Annotated in this window: 15 protein-coding genes and 1 riboswitch; of the genes, 7 read left to right on the top strand and 8 right to left on the bottom strand. The window is 59.6% G+C overall.

What is annotated here, in order from left to right; all coding sequences use genetic code 11:
* Entirely contained in the window at positions 1 to 765 is a 765-nt protein-coding gene (madM, locus tag K5K95_RS06665; RefSeq protein WP_222588818.1) for a malonate transporter subunit MadM, read from the top strand.
* A gap of 111 nt (positions 766 to 876) precedes the next feature.
* Here madM and K5K95_RS06660 read toward each other — a convergent pair whose 3' ends face one another.
* The gene (locus K5K95_RS06660; RefSeq protein ID WP_222588817.1) at positions 877 to 1,791 is read right to left on the bottom strand and encodes a LysR substrate-binding domain-containing protein; all 915 of its coding nucleotides are present in this window, start codon (positions 1,789 to 1,791) and stop codon (positions 877 to 879) included.
* Between the two features lie 237 nt (positions 1,792 to 2,028).
* Between K5K95_RS06660 and trhA the strand changes: the two genes are divergently transcribed.
* Positions 2,029 to 2,646, top strand: coding sequence for a PAQR family membrane homeostasis protein TrhA (gene trhA, locus K5K95_RS06655; protein WP_208671064.1), 618 nt, complete (start codon positions 2,029 to 2,031; stop codon positions 2,644 to 2,646).
* Between the two features lie 84 nt (positions 2,647 to 2,730).
* Here the strand turns inward: trhA and K5K95_RS06650 are convergent, their stop codons facing one another.
* Positions 2,731 to 3,450 carry a 16S rRNA (uracil(1498)-N(3))-methyltransferase gene (locus K5K95_RS06650; RefSeq protein ID WP_222588816.1) on the bottom strand — a complete coding sequence of 240 codons (720 nt, stop codon included), beginning with the start codon at positions 3,448 to 3,450 and terminating at the stop codon, positions 2,731 to 2,733.
* Between the two features lie 134 nt (positions 3,451 to 3,584).
* Positions 3,585 to 4,991: an adenosylmethionine--8-amino-7-oxononanoate transaminase gene (locus K5K95_RS06645; RefSeq protein ID WP_222588815.1), complete on the bottom strand. Its 1,407-nt coding sequence runs from the start codon at positions 4,989 to 4,991 to the stop codon at positions 3,585 to 3,587.
* 223 nt (positions 4,992 to 5,214) lie between these two features.
* Here K5K95_RS06645 and K5K95_RS06640 point away from each other — a divergent pair, with 223 nt between their 5' ends.
* From K5K95_RS06640 to K5K95_RS06630, 3 genes are all read left to right on the top strand, one after another.
* A complete protein-coding gene (locus K5K95_RS06640; RefSeq protein ID WP_222588814.1) occupies positions 5,215 to 6,975 on the top strand; it encodes a flavin monoamine oxidase family protein in 1,761 nt (586 codons plus the stop codon).
* 267 nt (positions 6,976 to 7,242) lie between these two features.
* Positions 7,243 to 7,794, top strand: coding sequence for a cytochrome b (locus K5K95_RS06635; protein ID WP_222588813.1), 552 nt, complete (start codon positions 7,243 to 7,245; stop codon positions 7,792 to 7,794).
* Positions 7,795 to 7,826: 32 nt separating this feature from the next.
* The gene (locus K5K95_RS06630; RefSeq protein ID WP_027926598.1) at positions 7,827 to 8,420 is read left to right on the top strand and encodes a YceI family protein; all 594 of its coding nucleotides are present in this window, start codon (positions 7,827 to 7,829) and stop codon (positions 8,418 to 8,420) included.
* 250 nt (positions 8,421 to 8,670) lie between these two features.
* On the opposite strand, the gene K5K95_RS06625 is transcribed toward K5K95_RS06630, so the two are convergent.
* From K5K95_RS06625 to ahcY, 4 genes are all read right to left on the bottom strand, one after another.
* Entirely contained in the window at positions 8,671 to 10,545 is a 1,875-nt protein-coding gene (locus K5K95_RS06625; protein WP_222588812.1) for a DEAD/DEAH box helicase, read from the bottom strand.
* Positions 10,546 to 10,768: 223 nt separating this feature from the next.
* The gene (locus tag K5K95_RS06620) at positions 10,769 to 11,584 is read right to left on the bottom strand and encodes a substrate-binding periplasmic protein (RefSeq protein WP_222588811.1); all 816 of its coding nucleotides are present in this window, start codon (positions 11,582 to 11,584) and stop codon (positions 10,769 to 10,771) included.
* Positions 11,585 to 11,752: 168 nt separating this feature from the next.
* Positions 11,753 to 12,598, bottom strand: a complete 846-nt coding sequence (gene metF / locus K5K95_RS06615) for a methylenetetrahydrofolate reductase [NAD(P)H] (protein ID WP_222588810.1) — start codon at positions 12,596 to 12,598, stop codon at positions 11,753 to 11,755.
* A gap of 184 nt (positions 12,599 to 12,782) precedes the next feature.
* Positions 12,783 to 14,192 (bottom strand): adenosylhomocysteinase, encoded by a 1,410-nt coding sequence (gene ahcY / locus K5K95_RS06610; protein ID WP_090178709.1) that lies wholly within the window; start codon positions 14,190 to 14,192, stop codon positions 12,783 to 12,785.
* Between the two features lie 23 nt (positions 14,193 to 14,215).
* A riboswitch (S-adenosyl-L-homocysteine riboswitch) is annotated at positions 14,216 to 14,318 on the bottom strand.
* A gap of 190 nt (positions 14,319 to 14,508) precedes the next feature.
* Between ahcY and K5K95_RS06605 the strand changes: the two genes are divergently transcribed.
* Together K5K95_RS06605 and K5K95_RS06600 are read left to right on the top strand one after the other, a co-directional pair.
* A complete protein-coding gene (locus K5K95_RS06605) occupies positions 14,509 to 14,916 on the top strand; it encodes an acyl-CoA thioesterase (protein WP_090178712.1) in 408 nt (135 codons plus the stop codon).
* 200 nt (positions 14,917 to 15,116) lie between these two features.
* Positions 15,117 to 16,004: a formate/nitrite transporter family protein gene (locus K5K95_RS06600; RefSeq protein ID WP_222588809.1), complete on the top strand. Its 888-nt coding sequence runs from the start codon at positions 15,117 to 15,119 to the stop codon at positions 16,002 to 16,004.
* On the opposite strand, the gene K5K95_RS06595 is transcribed toward K5K95_RS06600, so the two are convergent.
* Complete coding sequence (locus K5K95_RS06595; protein ID WP_222588808.1) at positions 16,005 to 17,270, bottom strand: cation:proton antiporter; 1,266 nt, start codon at positions 17,268 to 17,270, stop codon at positions 16,005 to 16,007.
* Positions 17,271 to 17,283: the final 13 nt, after the last annotated feature.

The raw sequence follows: 17,283 nt of genomic DNA, 5'->3' as shown, positions 1-17,283 counted from the left end.
ATGTGGGAGCTCATCCAGAAGGGCCTGGTCAATAACAGTCTGATCACTGCGTTTGCCTTTGTCGGCGTGATCATGTGGGTGTCGGTGGTGTTGTCCAAGCGCCTGACGTTCGGACGGATTCACGGTTCAGCAATTGCCATTGTGATTGGCCTGGTATTGGCCTGGGTCGGCGGCACCATGAGCGGTGGGCAAAAAGGCCTGGCGGACCTGTCGCTGTTTTCCGGCATCGGCCTGATGGGCGGCGCCATGCTGCGAGACTTTGCCATCGTTGCGACGGCGTTCGAAGTGCAGGCCACCGAAGCGAAAAAGGCTGGTTTGATCGGCGCGATTGCGCTGTTGCTGGGCACGATCCTGCCGTTCATTGTCGGGGCGAGCATTGCCTGGGCCTTCGGTTACCGCGATGCGATCAGCATGACCACCATCGGCGCGGGCGCGGTGACTTACATCGTCGGGCCAGTGACCGGCGCGGCGATTGGCGCGAGCTCGGATGTGGTGGCGTTGTCGATTGCCACCGGGCTGATCAAGGCGATTTTCGTGATGGTCGGCACGCCGATGGCGGCGAAATGGATGGGGCTGGATAACCCGCGCTCGGCGATGGTCTTTGGCGGTCTGGCCGGGACGGTGAGTGGCGTGACAGCCGGGTTGGCGGCAACGGATCGGCGGCTGGTGCCTTATGGCGCGTTGACGGCGACCTTCCACACCGGGCTTGGGTGCCTGCTGGGGCCATCGTTGTTGTACTTCATTGTTCGCGGGATTGTTGGTTAAGCCGGTAGATCATCACTGAGTGTTCCGACGCCTTCGCGAGCAAGCCCGCTCCCACATTGGAATGCATTCTCCTGTGGGAGCGGGCTTGCTCGCGAAGGGGGCGCCGCGGTCTTAAGCATGCCGGTTGGCATACATCCGACACTCCGCCAGCAGCGCCAGCAAGTTCGGATCGCGCTCCTTGGCCTTCAAGAACACCACGCCGATGTGTTGCTGCAATCGATACTTTTCCTGCAACGGAATCAGCTTGACCCGATTCTCGTACACCGCCGCGATCCTCCCCGGCAGCAACGCATAACCGACCCCGGAGCTGACCATGCTCAGCAGGGTAAAGATGTCGTTGACCTGCATCGCCACCTTCGGCTCGAACCCCGCCTGCTTGAACACCCGATTGCCGTCCTGATGCGTGGCAAAACCCTGGGTCAGGGTAATGAACGTCTCGTCGCGGACTTCGGCGAGGTCGACTTCCGTGCGTTGGGCGAATTTCGAATCCGCCGGCGTGGCGAGGAAAATGTCATCGGAAAACAGCTGAATCTGCTCGCAGTCCGGGTCGTTGACGCTGTCGTCCAGGGACACCAGAATCGCATCGACTTCCATGTTCTTGAGCTTGTACAACAGGTCGAAATTCGAGCCGAGGATCAGGTCGATATTGAGCTCGCTGCGACGGATCTTCAGGCCCATGATCAGTTGCGGCACGGTTTTCACGGTCAGCGAATACAGCGAGCCAAGCTTGAAGCGTTCAGCGGAGAACCCGGCGGCTTCGCGGGTCAGGCGCACGGTTTCGACCACGTCCTGAATCAGCTTTTGCGCCCGTTCTTCCAGGACATAGGCGCTTTCCAGCGGTGTGAGGTTGCGCCCTTCGTGTTTGAACAGTGGGCAGCGCAGGGCGCTTTCCAGGGAATGGATGGCTCGGTGCACGCTGACGTTGCTGGTCTGCAACTCGGCGGCGGCCCGGGCCAGATTGCCGGTGCGCATGAAGGCCAGGAACACCTCGAGTTTTTTCAGGGTCAACTCTTCGTCAATCAGCATGGGCATCGCTCTTATTCGAATAGCTCGATTGTGCACGCATGCGGCTTCTTGTAGGAGCTGTCGAGTGAAACGAGGCTGCGATCTTTTGACTTTGATTTTTTAGAAACAAGGTCAAAAGATCGCAGCCTCGTTTCACTCGACAGCTCCTACAGGGGATTTGTGTTTGAAACATTGCGCTTTTACGCTCAAGGCTTGAGCCTTGCGCAATGTTGTAGCGAATTCAGAGGTGAGCAATACATGTATCACGGGGAAAGATTGAATGCCTGGACGCATCTGGTCGGGGCGGTGGCGGCGACGGTCGGAGTGGTGTGGATGCTGGTGATTGCCAGCATGGACGGCAGCCCATGGAAGATCGTCAGCGTGGCGATTTACGGGTTTACCTTGATGGTGCTCTACAGCGCGTCGACCGTGTATCACAGCGTGCGCGGGCGCAAGAAAGCGATCATGCAGAAGGTCGATCACTTTTCGATCTACCTGCTGATTGCCGGCAGCTACACACCTTTCTGCCTGGTCACCCTGCGCGGGCCGTGGGGCTGGACGTTGTTCGGGATTGTCTGGGGCCTGGCGCTGATTGGCATCCTGCAAGAGATCAAGCCGCGCTCGGAAGCGCGGATTCTGTCGATCGTTATTTACGCCGTGATGGGCTGGATCGTGCTGGTGGCGGTCAAGCCGCTGATGGCCGCGCTGGGCACTGCGGGGTTCGCCTGGCTGGCGTCGGGCGGCATCTTGTACACCGTGGGGATTATCTTTTTTGCCCTGGATCATCGCCTGCGGCATGCCCACGGGATCTGGCATCTGTTCGTGATCGCCGGGAGTTTGCTGCACTTTGTGGCGATTCTGTTTTATGTCTTGTAGACCGAGGTGCGGCCATCGCGGGCAAGCCCGCTCCCACAGGTACGGCGGCGTCCTTGTGGGAGCGGGCTTGCCCGCGATAGCGTCTTAGAAGTCGCCCCAAAGCTGCTGGGCAACCGCAAGCGCCACTACTGGCGCAGTCTCAGTGCGCAACACCCGAGGGCCGAGGCGGGCGGCGTGAAAGCCTGCAGACTGAGCCTGATCCACTTCAGCATCCGACAACCCACCCTCGGGGCCAATCAGGAACGCCAAGGTCGCGGGCTTCGCATGACTCACCAACGGCTCAGCCACTGGATGCAGCACCAACTTCAGTTCAGCCTCGGTCTGCTTCAACCAGTCCGCCAGCAGCAGTGGTGGGTGAATGACCGGCACTCTTGAACGCCCGCATTGTTCACATGCGCTGATTGCCACCTGGCGCCAATGCATCAGGCGTTTGTCGGCGCGTTCGTCCTTGAGCCGGACTTCGCAACGGTCGCTGAAGATCGGGGTGATTTCAGTGACGCCCAGTTCGGTCGCCTTCTGAATCGCCCAGTCCATGCGCTCGCCACGGGACAAGCCCTGGCCAAGATGGATCTGCAAGGGCGACTCGACCTGACCGGCAAAGCTTTCATCGATTTGCACCACGACGCGCTTCTTGCCGACCTCCACCAGTGTGGCGCGAAACTCTTGGCCCGAGCCGTCGAACAGCTGCAGCGCATCACCCTCGGCCATGCGCAGCACGCGACTGATGTAATGGGCCTGGGCCTCGGGCAACTCGTGTTCGCCAGTGCTCAAGGGGGCGTCGATAAAGAAGCGGGACAGTCTCATGCGGGTTCTCTTTGAATTGATCGTTCCCACGCTCTGCGTGGGAATGCCTCACCGGACGCTCTGCGTCCGCTTCTGGGACGCAGAGCGTCCCGGGCTGCATTCCCACGCAGAGCGTGGGAACGAGCGTTGCTCAATTAGCCCGGATCGCGGAAGCCCGGGTGAAAGTCTTTCGGCACCGAAACGCTGACGCTGTTACGGGTCGCGATGTCGATGCCTTCGCTGGCCACTTCGGCCAGAAAGTCGATCTGCTCGGGTGTAATCACGTACGGCGGCAGGAAATACACCACGCTGCCCAATGGACGAAGTAAAGCACCGCGCTCCAATGCATGCTGGAACACCTTCAAGCCGCGACGCTCCTGCCACGGATAAGCTTCTTTCGTTGCTTTGTCCTTGACCATCTCGATGGCCAGCACCATGCCGGTCTGGCGCACTTCCGACACGTTCGGGTGATCGACCAGATGCGCGGTGGAGGAGGCCATGCGCTGCGCCAGGGCTTTGTTGTTTTCGATGACGTTGTCTTCTTCGAAGATATCCAGCGTCGCCAGGGCTGCGGCGCACGCCAGCGGATTGCCGGTGTAGCTGTGCGAATGCAGGAAGGCGCGCAGGGTCGGGTAGTCGTCGTAGAAAGCGCTGTAGACATCGTCGGTCGTCACGCACGCCGCCAGCGGAAGATAACCGCCGGTAAGGGCTTTGGACAGGCAGAGGAAGTCCGGACGGATGCCTGCCTGTTCACAGGCGAACATCGTCCCGGTGCGACCGAAGCCAACGGCGATTTCGTCGTGGATCAGGTGCACGCCGTAGAGGTCGCAGGCTTCGCGCAGCAGTTTGAGGTACACCGGGTGATACATGCGCATGCCGCCGGCGCCCTGGATCAGCGGCTCGACGATCACCGCGGCGACGGTGTCGTGATGCTCGGCCAGGGTCTGTTCCATGGCGGCGAACATGTTGCGCGAGTGTTCTTCCCAGCTCATGCCTTCGGGGCGCAGGTAGCAATCGGGGCTCGGCACCTTGATGGTATCGAGCAGCAGCGCCTTGTAAGTCTCGGTGAACAGCGGCACGTCGCCCACCGACATCGCCGCCATGGTTTCACCGTGGTAGCTGTTGGTCAGGGTGACGAAGCGCTTCTTGTTCGGCTGGCCGCGGTTGAGCCAGTAGTGAAAGCTCATTTTCAGCGCGACTTCGATGCAGGACGAACCGTTATCGGCGTAGAAGCATCGGGTCAGGCCTTCCGGGGTCATCTTCACCAGGCGCTCGGACAGCTCAATCACTGGCTGATGGCTGAAACCGGCCAGAATCACGTGTTCCAGTTGGTCGACCTGATCCTTGATGCGCTGGTTGATGCGCGGGTTGGCGTGGCCAAACACGTTGACCCACCAGGAACTGACTGCGTCGAGGTAGCGTTTGCCTTCGAAGTCTTCCAGCCAGACGCCTTCACCGCGCTTGATCGGGATCAGCGGCAGCTGTTCGTGGTCTTTCATCTGGGTGCAGGGATGCCACAACACGGCGAGATCGCGTTGCATCCACTGATTATTCAGGCCCATTTTCAGTCTCCTCGAGGCGGCTCGCGACAGGCGCGGGCAAACAATCGCGCAAGCCTATGCAATGCGTCGCCTGGGGACAACCTATTGTGTGGTTTGAACTACTTTGTATAGGGAGTAAAGACGTCGCTGGCGGCCTTTTGATGGCTGACGTATTCTTCGCGGTTCTTTGAGTCGTCTGGCTCCTAAAACCGCTATTTCCTCGTGTATTTCCGGAGTTCGCTGAATGTCTGCTGGTTGGCTGCGCGCCTGTGCGCTGGTGATGTTGGGGCTGTTCAGCGTGTCTGCGCTGGCCAAGGATAAAACCGCGATCGTGATCGGCGGCGGGCTCTCGGGCCTCACCGCAGCTTACGAACTGCAGAACAAAGGCTGGCAGGTGACCCTGCTGGAAGCCAAGCCGAGCCTGGGCGGTCGCTCCGGCATGGCCACCAGTGAATGGATCGGCAACGACAAGACCCAGCCGGTCCTGAACAAATACGTATCGACCTTCAAGCTGAGCACCACGCCAGCCCCTGAATTCGTGCGGACGCCGGGCTACCTGATCGACGGCGTGTATTACACCGCTGCCGACCTGGCGACCAAGGAACCGGCCACCAGCGATGCGCTCAAGCGCTACGAAAAAACCCTGGATGACTTGGCACGCTCGATTGAAGACCCACAGAATCCGGCGGCCAACAACACCTTGTTCGCTCTGGATCAGATCAACGTGGCCAACTGGCTCGATCGTCTGAGCCTGCCCGCCACTGCACGTCAGCTGGTGAATCAGCAGATCCGTACCCGTTATGACGAGCCTTCGCGCCTGTCGCTGCTGTACTTCGCACAGCAAAACCGTGTCTACCTTGGCGTCTCCGACCGTGACCTGCGCGCTTCGCGCTTGCTCGGTGGTAGCCCGGTGTTGGCCCAGGCCTTCGTCAAGCAGCTGAAAACCATCAAGACCAGTTCCCCGGTGTCGAGCATCACGCAGGACAAGGACGGCGTGACCGTCAAAGTCGGCAGCGTTGGCTATCAGGCGGATTACGTCGTGGTTGCAGTGCCATTGCGTGCCCTGAGCAAGATCCAGATGACCCCGTCCCTGGATGCTCAGCACATGGGCGCCATCAGCGGCACCAACTACGGCTGGCGTGACCAGATCATGCTGAAATTCAAGACGCCAGTTTGGGAAAGCAAGGCGCGCATGTCCGGCGAGATCTACAGCAACACCGGCCTGGGCATGTTGTGGGTCGAGCCGGCCCTGAAGGGCGGCGCCAACGTAGTGATCAACATTTCCGGCGACAACGCGCGGGTGATGCAGGCCTTCGGTGACAAGCAGATGGCCGATCAGGTGCTGATTCGTCTTCACGCGTTTTATCCACAGGCACGCGGTTCGTTCACCGGTTATGAAATCCGCCGCTACAGCACCGACCCGTCGATGGGCGGCGCTTACCTGGCCTTCGGTCCTGGCCAGATCAGCAAATACTGGCGCTTGTGGGAACGTCCGCTGCAACGCGTAGCGTTCGCCGGTGAGCACACCGACACCTTGTACCCGGGCACTCTGGAAGGCGCATTGCGCACCGGTCAGCGTGCAGCCAGCCAGGTTGAAGACCTGGCCGCCGGCAAGTCGTTTGAGCCAGCGAAGGTGGTTCCGGCAGCGACGGCTGTTGCAGCCGGCGCGGTGGCGGCGAAGAAAGGCAACTTCTTCACCAACCTGTTCAGTGGTTCGTCGAGTGATGACAAGAAACCGGAACCGGTCAAGGCGCCAGAGCCTGTAACTCCGCCAGCACCGACGCCTGCTCCAGTGCCAACACCGGCCCCTGCGCCCGTGGAAGCACCGAAGCCTGTGGAGCCGACCAAAGCCGAGCCCGCTAAAAAAGCCGCAACCAAACATGGTGCGAAGAAGCCTGCGGCCAAAACCGAGACTAAAAAGGCAGCGGCTAAACCAGCGGCCAAGAAACCCGCGGCTAAACCTGCTGCGACTGCCCCGGCAGCGACTGAAACCAAAGCGCAGTAAGGCTTTGGGGTGAAGAAAAGCGCGGCACAGATGCCGCGCTTTTTTTATGCCCGAAGAAAACCAGGTTCAAAGAATCGAATAAACCAAGTGACGGAAGTGTTCATTAGGTGGACTTCGATTTTTTCCGCACACTGGGTCTTTAATCTTTCCTTAACAGATGCCTTACAGACTCTTGATCGTATTTCTCGATATTTCAAAGCGAAATTTTCCGCTTTAATTCGATAAGTAAATCGATAGTCTTGGGCCAGCACTTACAGGGACTCGGCAATGCAACTACGAAACTCTACTTCTCGCTACGGCTGGGTCAGCATCTTCATGCACTGGGGCGTAGCGCTGGCAGTCTTCGGTTTGTTCGGCCTGGGTTTGTGGATGGTCGGTCTCGGCTACTACGATCCATGGCGCAAGGCAGGACCTGATCTGCACAAGAGCATCGGTTTGATCCTGCTGGCTGTCATGGTATTGCGCGTATTGTGGCGCTTCATCAGCCCACCGCCGCCTACGCTGAGCAGTTACAGCCGCATGACGCGCCTTGGCGCCAAGTTCGGGCATGCCTTTCTGTATCTCTGTTTGTTCGCTGTGATGATTGCCGGTTACCTGATTTCCACCGCCGAAGGTGTCGGGATTCCGGTGTTTGACTGGTTTGAAGTGCCTGCACTGGTTTCCGGGCTACCGGACCAGGCAGATAACGCCGGTGCGATTCATCTCTACCTGGCCTGGTTGCTGGTGATTTTTTCCGGTCTCCATGCGTTGGCAGCTTTGAAGCACCACTTCATCGATCGTGATGTGACACTGAAACGAATGCTGGGTCGTAAAGCCTGACGTTCAACTTAGCCCCTCAAGGAATACAAGACATGTTGAAAAAGACTCTCGCCGCTCTGGCAATCGGTTCTGCACTGTTGTCCGCCAACGTGATGGCGGCTGACTATGTTGTCGACAAAACCGGGCAGCACGCCTTCGTCGACTTCAAGATCAGCCACCTGGGCTACAGCTACATCACCGGTACCTTCAAGGACATCGACGGCAAGTTCAGCTTCGACGCAGCCAAGCCTGAAGACAGCAAGATCGAGTTCAACGTGAACACCGCCAGCGTGTTTACCAACAACGCTGAACGCGACAAGCACATCTCCAGCAAAGACTTCCTGAAAGTGGCTGATTTCCCTAAAGCCACGTTCGTGTCCACCAGCGTTAAAACCACCGGCAAAAACGCCGACGGTAAAGTCACTGCCGACGTGGCCGGCGACCTGACCATTGCGGGTGTCACCAAGCCAGTCGTGGTCAAGGCCACTTTCCTGGGTGAAGGCAAGGATCCATGGGGCGGCTACCGTGCCGGTTTTGAAGGCACTACCAGCATCAAGCGTTCTGATTTCGGCAAGATGATGGACCTGGGTCCACAGTCCGATGCTGTTGATCTGTACGTCACCTTTGAAGGTGTCAAAGCGAAGTAACTTTCTCGCCTGACACAAAAACGCCCCCGGCCTCACGGTCAGGGGCGTTTTTTATTGCCCACCAAAACCTGTTCAGACAATGCGAAACATTGTGGGAGCGGGCTTGCCCGCGATTGCGGTGGATCAGGCAATATAGGTGTTGGCTGGATTGACGCCTTCGCGGGCAAGCCCGCTCCCACAGGGTTTTTCATCAGGCTAAAAAAATGCCCCGGATCTTGCGATCAGGGGCATTTTTCATTGCGGCGATAACTTAGCGATTGCGGGTCAGCAAGGCTGGTTTTTCACCGCGAGGACGGCCTGGCAGTTGATCAAGTTGCTCAGGGGTCGGGAAACGATCGGTTTTCGACTCCTTGTGAATGATCTTCGGTGCCGGGCCGCGCGGGTTTTGCACGGCTGGTTCCGAACGCGGCTGATCGTCACGAGCCGGACGACGGTTGCGCGACTCTTCGCGACGGGCTTGACCGTCACGTGGAGCGCCGTTGCGTGGGCCGCTGCGCTTGGCCGGCGGAGTGCCGGTGGTCGCGCCATCGCTGCTGCGTGGACCGCTTTGGCGACCCTGAGGCTTGCCGCCGGTGCGTGGAGCACCTGTGCCAGCTGCCGCGCCTTGTGCCGGAGCACCCGGACGGCGGCCACGGCCCTGGGCCGGTTTGGCCTGAGGCACGTAATCAACGCGGTTACCGAAGTTATCCACGTCGTCGTCCAGGAACTCGTCCGGAGCACGGTCAGCGGCAGCGCGAGGCGCTGGACGCTGTTGTTCGCGAGCCGGCGTGCCTTCGCGTGGCTTGTGTTCACGGGCCGGACGATCGCCGCGACCAGTGGCCGCCGGTTTTTCCTTGCCGCCCTTGTCCTTGCCTTTGTCTTTACGACCGCCGCCACCGCCTGTGCCGGTCGGACCGTCGCCGCGCGGGCCACGTGGGTTGCGCGGGTTACGCACATCCGGACGCTCGCGGACTTCAGGTTTCTCGGCTTCTACAGCGCTGGAGTCGAAGCCCATCAGATTGCCGTCGGCAATCTTCTGCTTGGTCATGCGCTCGATGCTTTTGAGCAGCTTTTCTTCGTCGGGAGCGACCAGCGAGATCGCCTCGCCCGAACGACCGGCACGGCCAGTACGGCCGATACGGTGGACGTAATCTTCATCGACGTTCGGCAGTTCGAAGTTGACCACGTGTGGCAACTGGTCGATGTCCAGACCGCGAGCGGCGATGTCGGTGGCAACCAGGATGCGCACTTCGCCAGCCTTGAAGTCGGCCAGGGCTTTGGTGCGCGCGTTCTGGCTCTTGTTGCCGTGGATCGCGACGGCGGAGAGGCCGTGTTTGTCCAGGTACTCGGCCAGGCGGTTGGCGCCGTGCTTGGTGCGGGTGAACACCAGCACCTGTTCCCAGGCGCCTGCGGTGATCAAATGCGCCAGCAGCGAACGCTTGTGGTTGGCCGGCAGACGGAATACGCGCTGTTCGATGCGCTCGACCGTGGTGTTCGGCGGCGTGACTTCGATGCGTTCCGGGTTGTGCAGCAGCTTGCCGGCAAGGTCGGTGATGTCTTTGGAGAACGTCGCCGAGAACAGCAGGTTCTGACGTTTGCTCGGCAGACGGGCCAGGACCTTCTTCACGTCATGGACAAAGCCCATGTCGAGCATGCGGTCGGCTTCGTCCAGCACGAGGATTTCCACGTGGGACAAATCGACGCTGCCTTGACCGGCGAGGTCGAGCAGGCGGCCAGGGCAGGCCACCAGCACGTCGACACCACGGGACATGGCCTGAACCTGTGGGTTCATGCCGACGCCGCCGAAGATGCAGGCGCTGACGAACTTCAGGTCACGGGCATAGACCTTGAAGCTCTCGTGCACTTGAGCCGCGAGTTCGCGGGTAGGGGTCAGGACCAGTACGCGTGGTTGGCGCGGGCCGTGACGCTGGGATTTGTCCGGGTGACCATTGGGGAACAACCGCTCCAGAATCGGAAGGGCGAAGCCGCCGGTTTTACCAGTACCTGTCTGTGCCGCGACCATCAGGTCGCGACCTTGCAACACGGCGGGAATGGCCCGCTGTTGCACCGGAGTAGGCTCGGTATAGCCCGCTGCCTCGATGGCGCGGACTAAAGCCTCGGAGAGACCGAGGGAAGCAAAGGACATGAGTAATCCTGTTTTAGTTAGGGCTTGGCCCAATGGGAGTCTTGCCTGGCGCGAATGGCGTTTAAGAGGAACGCAATCCCGTCCGGTCCTGCTGGGTTTCGAAGGCTCGTCTGGAGCGCTCGCGCGGGCTGAAAAGCTGCGCTGTAGCGGGGTCGAGATGCCTTGAACGATTCCGAGCGTCCGGGCGTGAGCCTGGCGGGAAGGCCGGAGTATAACAGAGCAATCACTGCGCGCCGCTTTCCTGCTGCTCAACGGTTTTTACGAGGGTCGAGGAGGCGCTGGCCGCTTTCACATTGTTGACTGGATCGGCGCCGTAACGGGCGCTCAGCTCGGCATAGGCGGGCTCGCGCTTGAAGCGCTTGAGTTCGGCACCGAAGCGCTGCACCAGCAAATCCATGCCGGCATTGCGGCGTACTGCCAAAAACTGGCTCTGGTGGCTGATGACGGTAGGGTTTTCAGTGATCTTGTCGCGGATGCCCAGCTCATCGAGCAAATGCTGACCGACCCGGCGATCGGTGATCAGCAAGTCGATGCGCCCGCGCACCAGTTTGCCGAAGTTGGCCTCATGAGTCGGCGCCGGTTCCCGTGTGAACAAGGTCGATTCCCTGAAGTCCTGGCTGTACAGATAACCGGGCGAGGTGCCGATGGTCAGGCCTTTGAGGTCGTCCAGGGTGCGGAAGGGGTGAGGGCGCTCGTTGGCGTAGAACATCACGAACTCGACTTCCGACAGCGGTTCGCTGGGGTAGAGCAGCGTCGCGTCGCGTTCGTCGCTGTGGAAAATATCCAGCGCACCGTCCGCTTGACCCGTTTCAAGCATCGAAAGGCAGCGTTTCCATGGCAGGAACTGCCAGTCCACCTCGATCCCCAGGCGTTTGAAGACGATGGCCGTGGTTTCGTAATCCAGGCCCAGGGATTTACCGTTTTCCTCGTACACGTACGGCGCCCACGGTTCCGTGACAATGCGCAGCTTCTCGCCCCGGGCGGCAAAGCTCAGGCAAGTAAAAAGAAACACGGTGAGTAACTGCGCGATCAGAGGCATGGCTTGAGATTACGACGAGAAATCATAAAGAGCCAGAAACTGGATCCAGAAGCTCTGGTTCGGGCGTTAAACGCAAAAGATCGCAGCCTCGTTTCACTCGACAGCTCCTACAGGGATTTGTGCAGGAGCTGTCGAGTGAAACGAGGCTGCGATCTCTTGATCCTGCTTTTAGCGCGGCAACTTCAGGTTGTTCCACACCGCCAGACTCGCTTCAGCCTGATTCAATGTGTAGAAGTGCAGCCCCGGTGCGCCACCTTGCAACAGGCGTTCGCACATTTCGGTGATGACTTGTTCGCCAAAGGCTTGAATGCTCTGGGTGTCGTCGCCGTAGGCTTCCAGTTGCTTGCGGATCCAGCGCGGGATTTCCGCACCGCAGGCGTCGGAGAAGCGCGCGAGCTTGCTGTAGTTGGTGATCGGCATGATGCCTGGCACGATCGGGATGTTCACGCCCTTCGCCCGTACACGCTCGACGAAGTAGAAGTAGCTGTCGGCGTTGAAGAAGTACTGGGTGATGGCGCTGTTGGCGCCAGCGTTGGCCTTGCGCACGAAGTTGTTCAGATCGTCTTCGAAATTGCGCGCTTGCGGATGCATTTCCGGGTAAGCGGCGACTTCGATATGGAAATGATCGCCGGTCTCTTCACGAATGAATTCAACCAGGTCGTTGGCGTGGCGCAATTCGCCGCTGGCCATGCCCATGCCCGACGGCAGGTCACCGCGCAGGGCGACGATACGCTTGATGCCGGCGGTCTTGTATTGAGCCAGCAGGCCGCGCAGGTCGGCCTTGCTGTCGCCAACGCAGGACAGGTGCGGTGCGGCAGGGACTTTGACTTCGCTTTCGAGTTGCAACACGGTATTGAGGGTTCGATCACGGGTCGAACCGCCAGCGCCATAGGTGCAGGAGAAGAAATCGGGGTTGTACGTAGCCAGCTGACGAGCAGTGGCGAGCAGCTTTTCATGCCCAGCGTCGGTCTTCGTAGGGAAGAACTCGAAGCTGTAGCGACGGTCTTGGGACATGGAGGGGGCCTCCAGCTGCAAGTTGCAAGCTTCAAGCTGCAAGAGAACGGCGCACCGACTCTTGTTGTTGAAGCCCGCAACTCACGGCTGCAAAAAAGCGATGAAGAAGCAAGCGCCTGCCTCAAGCCACAAGTAAACGAACCGCTTTTACTTGCAGCTTGAAGCTTGCCACTTGCAGCTGCTGTCAGTACCGGTAAGCGTGCGGCTTGAACGGGCCTTCGACGGTCACGCCGATGTAGTCGGCCTGGGTCTTGGTCAGTCGAGTCACTACGCCGCCGAAACCGCGAACCATTTCCAGGGCCACTTCTTCGTCGAGTTTCTTCGGCAGTACTTCAACGGTCAGGCGCTCGGCTTTCTGGGCTGGCGACAGGTCGGCGTACTTTTGACCGAACAGGAAGATCTGAGCCAGCACCTGGTTGGCGAACGAACCGTCCATGATGCGGCTTGGGTGACCGGTAGCGTTACCCAGGTTAACCAGACGGCCTTCGGCCAGCAGGATCAGGTAGTCGTCGTTCTGGGCGTCGAACGCGCCAGGACCGGTACGGTGGATCTTGTGAACCTGAGGCTTCACTTCTTCCCATGCCCAGTTCTTGCGCATGAAAGCGGTGTCGATTTCGTTGTCGAAGTGGCCGATGTTGCAGACAACAGCGCGCTTCTTCAGGGCTTTGAGCATGTTCGCGTCGCAAACATTGACGTTGCCGGTGGTGGTCACGATCAGGTCGATCTTGCCCAGCAAGGCTTTGTCGATGCTGGCTTCGGTGCCGTCGTTGATGCCGTCGATGAACGGCGAAACCAGCTCGTAGCCGTCCATGCAGGCTTGCATTGCGCAGATAGGGTCGACTTCGGAAACCTTGACGATCATGCCTTCCTGACGCAGGGACTGAGCGGAGCCCTTGCCCACGTCGCCGTAACCGATGACCAGCGCTTGCTTGCCGGACAGCAGGTGGTCGGTGCCGCGCTTGATCGCATCGTTCAGGCTATGACGGCAGCCGTACTTGTTGTCGTTCTTGGACTTGGTCACCGAGTCGTTGACGTTGATGGCCGGGATTTTCAGCTCGCCCTTGGCCAGCATGTCCAGCAGGCGGTGAACGCCGGTGGTGGTTTCTTCGGTCACACCGTGAACGCGATCAAGGATCGCCGGGTATTTCTTGTGCAGCAGCTCGGTCAGGTCGCCGCCGTCGTCGAGGATCATGTTGGCATCCCAAGGCGCGCCATCTTTGAGGATGGTTTGCTCCAGGCACCACTCGTACTCAGCTTCAGTCTCGCCTTTCCAGGCGAAAACCGGGATGCCGGCAGCGGCGATAGCGGCTGCGGCCTGGTCTTGAGTCGAGAAAATGTTGCAGGACGACCAGCGTACTTCGGCACCCAGGGCAACCAGGGTTTCGATCAGCACGGCAGTCTGAATGGTCATGTGGATGCAGCCGAGGATTTTTGCGCCTTTGAGCGGCTGCTCGCTGGCGTACTTGCGACGCAGACCCATCAGGGCAGGCATTTCGGATTCGGCGATGATGGTCTCGCGACGGCCCCAGGCAGCCAGGGACATGTCAGCTACTTTGTAATCGTTAAAATCTGCAGGCGTGATAACAGCGCTCATGAAGAGCCTCCATTCGTAATGTATGCGAATGGGCGCCGTTGTGCGTTTAGTGTCCGGCCGATCATGGCCAGTCAACGCCCCATCCGAGCCTGACAGGTCGAACCTGCTGCAGCGCCCCTCGGACAGGTGGCGGGAAAACGGCAGTAGCCGTTCTAAAACGGTGGCGATTATAGCTTTCTTTATCCGGCTAGTGGCAAGCGACAAGCTACAAGCGGCAAGTAAAAGCGAATCTGCTTTTAACTTGCAGCTTGTCGCTTAAAACTTGAAGCTGGGGGGCATCACCTGTTGCCCAAGCACCTCAAGCCCGGAGCCCCCCATGAATTTCCACACCCGCAAATGGGTAAAACCCGAAGACCTGAACCCCAACGGTACCCTGTTCGGCGGCAGCCTGCTGCGCTGGATCGACGAAGAGGCGGCGATCTACGCCATCGTCCAGTTGGGCAATCAACGCGTGGTGACCAAGTACATTTCCGAAATCAACTTCGTCAGCGCCTCGCGCCAGGGCGACATCATTGAGCTGGGGATCACCGCTACCGAATTTGGCCGCACCTCGATTACCCTGACCTGCGAAGTGCGCAACAAGATCACCCGCAAGAGCATCCTGACCGTCGAGAGGATGGTCTTCGTCAACCTCGGCGAAGACGGACTGCCGGCACCGCACGGGCGCACCGAGATCAAGTACGTCAAAGACCAGTTCAAGGAAGATGAATTGGTCACCAAGTAACCTCGGCGGCGGCTGATCGCTGATCGTTCCCACGCTCTGCGTGGGAATGCAGCCCGGGACGCTCCGCGTCCCAAGAGCGGACGCAGAGCGTCCATTGAGGCATTCCCGCGCAGAGTATGAGAACGATCTGTTGAGGGCAGTGAACAGCTCCGAACCCAGCGTGTCGTACCTTCATGACACACCACTGGTTCCGGAGCTTTATGGACACGCAAAAAGACGGCAAGACCCCGAACCTCTCGCCTGAAGAGCAGAAAGACGTCGACAAGAACCAGCCACCGCGCGCGGCGGTGCTGCACGAGATCATTCGCACCCAGGGCGATCAGGAGCTGGAACGCAGTGTCGCTGCCTTGTGGTGGTCGGCGTTGGCCGCCGGCCTGACCATGGGGTTGTCGTTGATGGCCATGGGGCTGCTCAACTCTCGGTTGCCTGACGGCGAAGCGTTTAAAGTGATCGCCAGTTTCGGCTACTGCGCAGGGTTTCTCGCGGTCATCCTCGCCCGCCAGCAATTGTTCACCGAAAACACCCTGACGGCCGTGCTGCCGATCATGACCAAGCCCACATTGAGCAATGTCGGCCGGTTGCTGCGTTTGTGGAGCGTCGTGCTGGTCGGCAACCTCTGCGGCACCTTGCTGGTGGCCTACGTGATGTTGCATTTGCCGATTTTCGACAGCAAGACCGACCTGGCCTTTCTCGAGATCGGACGCAAGATCATGGAAAACAGCGCCAGCCAGATGTTCGCCAAGGGCATCGTCTCCGGCTGGATGATTGCCACCATGGTCTGGATGATTCCGTCCATGGAAAGCGCAAAGATGTGGATCATCATCCTCATCACCTACCTCATGGCGCTGGGGGATTTCACCCATATCGTGGTCGGGTCCGCCGAGGTTTCTTACCTGGTGTTTGCCGGCGAGTTGCCGTGGAAGGATTTCTGGCTGGTGTTTGCCGGACCGACACTGGCGGGCAACATCATCGGCGGCAGCTTCATCTTCGCGCTGATCAGCCATGCGCAGATCCGCAGCGAAAGCGGACCGCCGAAGAACACTGCGAATCAGGGCGCGGCCCCCGATCCGCAGAAACGCAAAGACTGATCAGTGATGCTCGGCCTGTGCCGCTGGCGCAGGCTCATCCCGGGTCACGAACTTGACCAGTTTGCCAATGCTCAGACCCTGCAACAGGATCGATGACAGCACCACGATGTAGGTGATGCTCAGCAGCAAGTCACGCTCCGGCCCCAGCGGCAGGGCCAGGGCGAGCGCAACCGAAACACCACCGCGCAAGCCACCCCAGGTCAGAATCCGGATCGTTCCGCGCGGCACCGTGCGCCAGCGCCGCAGCAGCAGGATGGCCGGTGCGACTGTCAGCAGGCGCGACAGCAGAATCGCCAGCGCCAGCAATCCCGCCGCCAGCGCATGCAGCCAACTGAACGGCAGCAGCAACAATTCCATGCCGATCAGGGCGAACAGCAGGGCGTTGAGCATGTCGTCGAGCAGTTCCCAGAAACCGTCCAGGTACTTTCGCGTCATGTCGTTCATCGCCAGGTTGCGGCCCAGGTTACCGATGATCAGTCCGGCGACCACCATCGCGATCGGTGCGGACACATGCAGCTCCGACGCCATGGCCGAACCGCCGATCACCAGCGCCAGGGTCAGCATGACTTCGATCTGATGCTGCTCGATGCTGTTGATCATCAGGTACACCAGATAGCCGATCAGCCCACCGAACAGAACGCCGCCAATCGCCTCATGAGCGAACAGCATCGCCGTGGCGCCGACGGTCGGGGTTTCGCCGAGTTGAGCAATGCCCAGCAGCACGGTGAAAACCACCACGGCGGTGCCATCGTTGAACAGCGACTCACCGACGATGGTGGTTTTCAGTGGCTTGGACGCATTGGCGGTCCGTAGCACGCCGAGCACCGCGATCGGGTCGGTGGGAGAAATCAACGCGCCGAACAGCAGGCAATAGAGAAAGCTCACGTGCCAGCCGAACAGGGCAAAAATGTAATAGGCGAGGCTGCCGATCACTGCGGTGGCGATCAATACGCCGAACGTCGCCAGCAAGCCGATGGGCCAGCGATAGTTGCGCAGGTCATTGAGGTTGACGTGCAGGGCGCCGGCGAACAGCAGGAAGGACAGCATCCAGTTCATCAACAGATCGCCAAAGTCGATCTGGCTGATCAACTGCTGGACCCGATCTTCGAGGCCGGGGTAGCCGAGCAGACTCAGGCCTTGCAGCAGCAGGGAAAACATCAGGGCCGTGACCATCACGCCAATGGTCGGGGGCAGGCCGATGAAACGGAAGTTTACGTAGGTGAGGAGCGTGGTGAGGCAAATGAATGCAGCGACAAGTTCAAGCATCCGGGGTCCTTGG

The sequence above is a fragment of the Pseudomonas sp. DR48 genome, assembly GCF_019823085.1.
Lineage (GTDB): Bacteria > Pseudomonadota > Gammaproteobacteria > Pseudomonadales > Pseudomonadaceae > Aquipseudomonas.
This window is presented reverse-complemented; position numbering and strand designations above follow the sequence as displayed.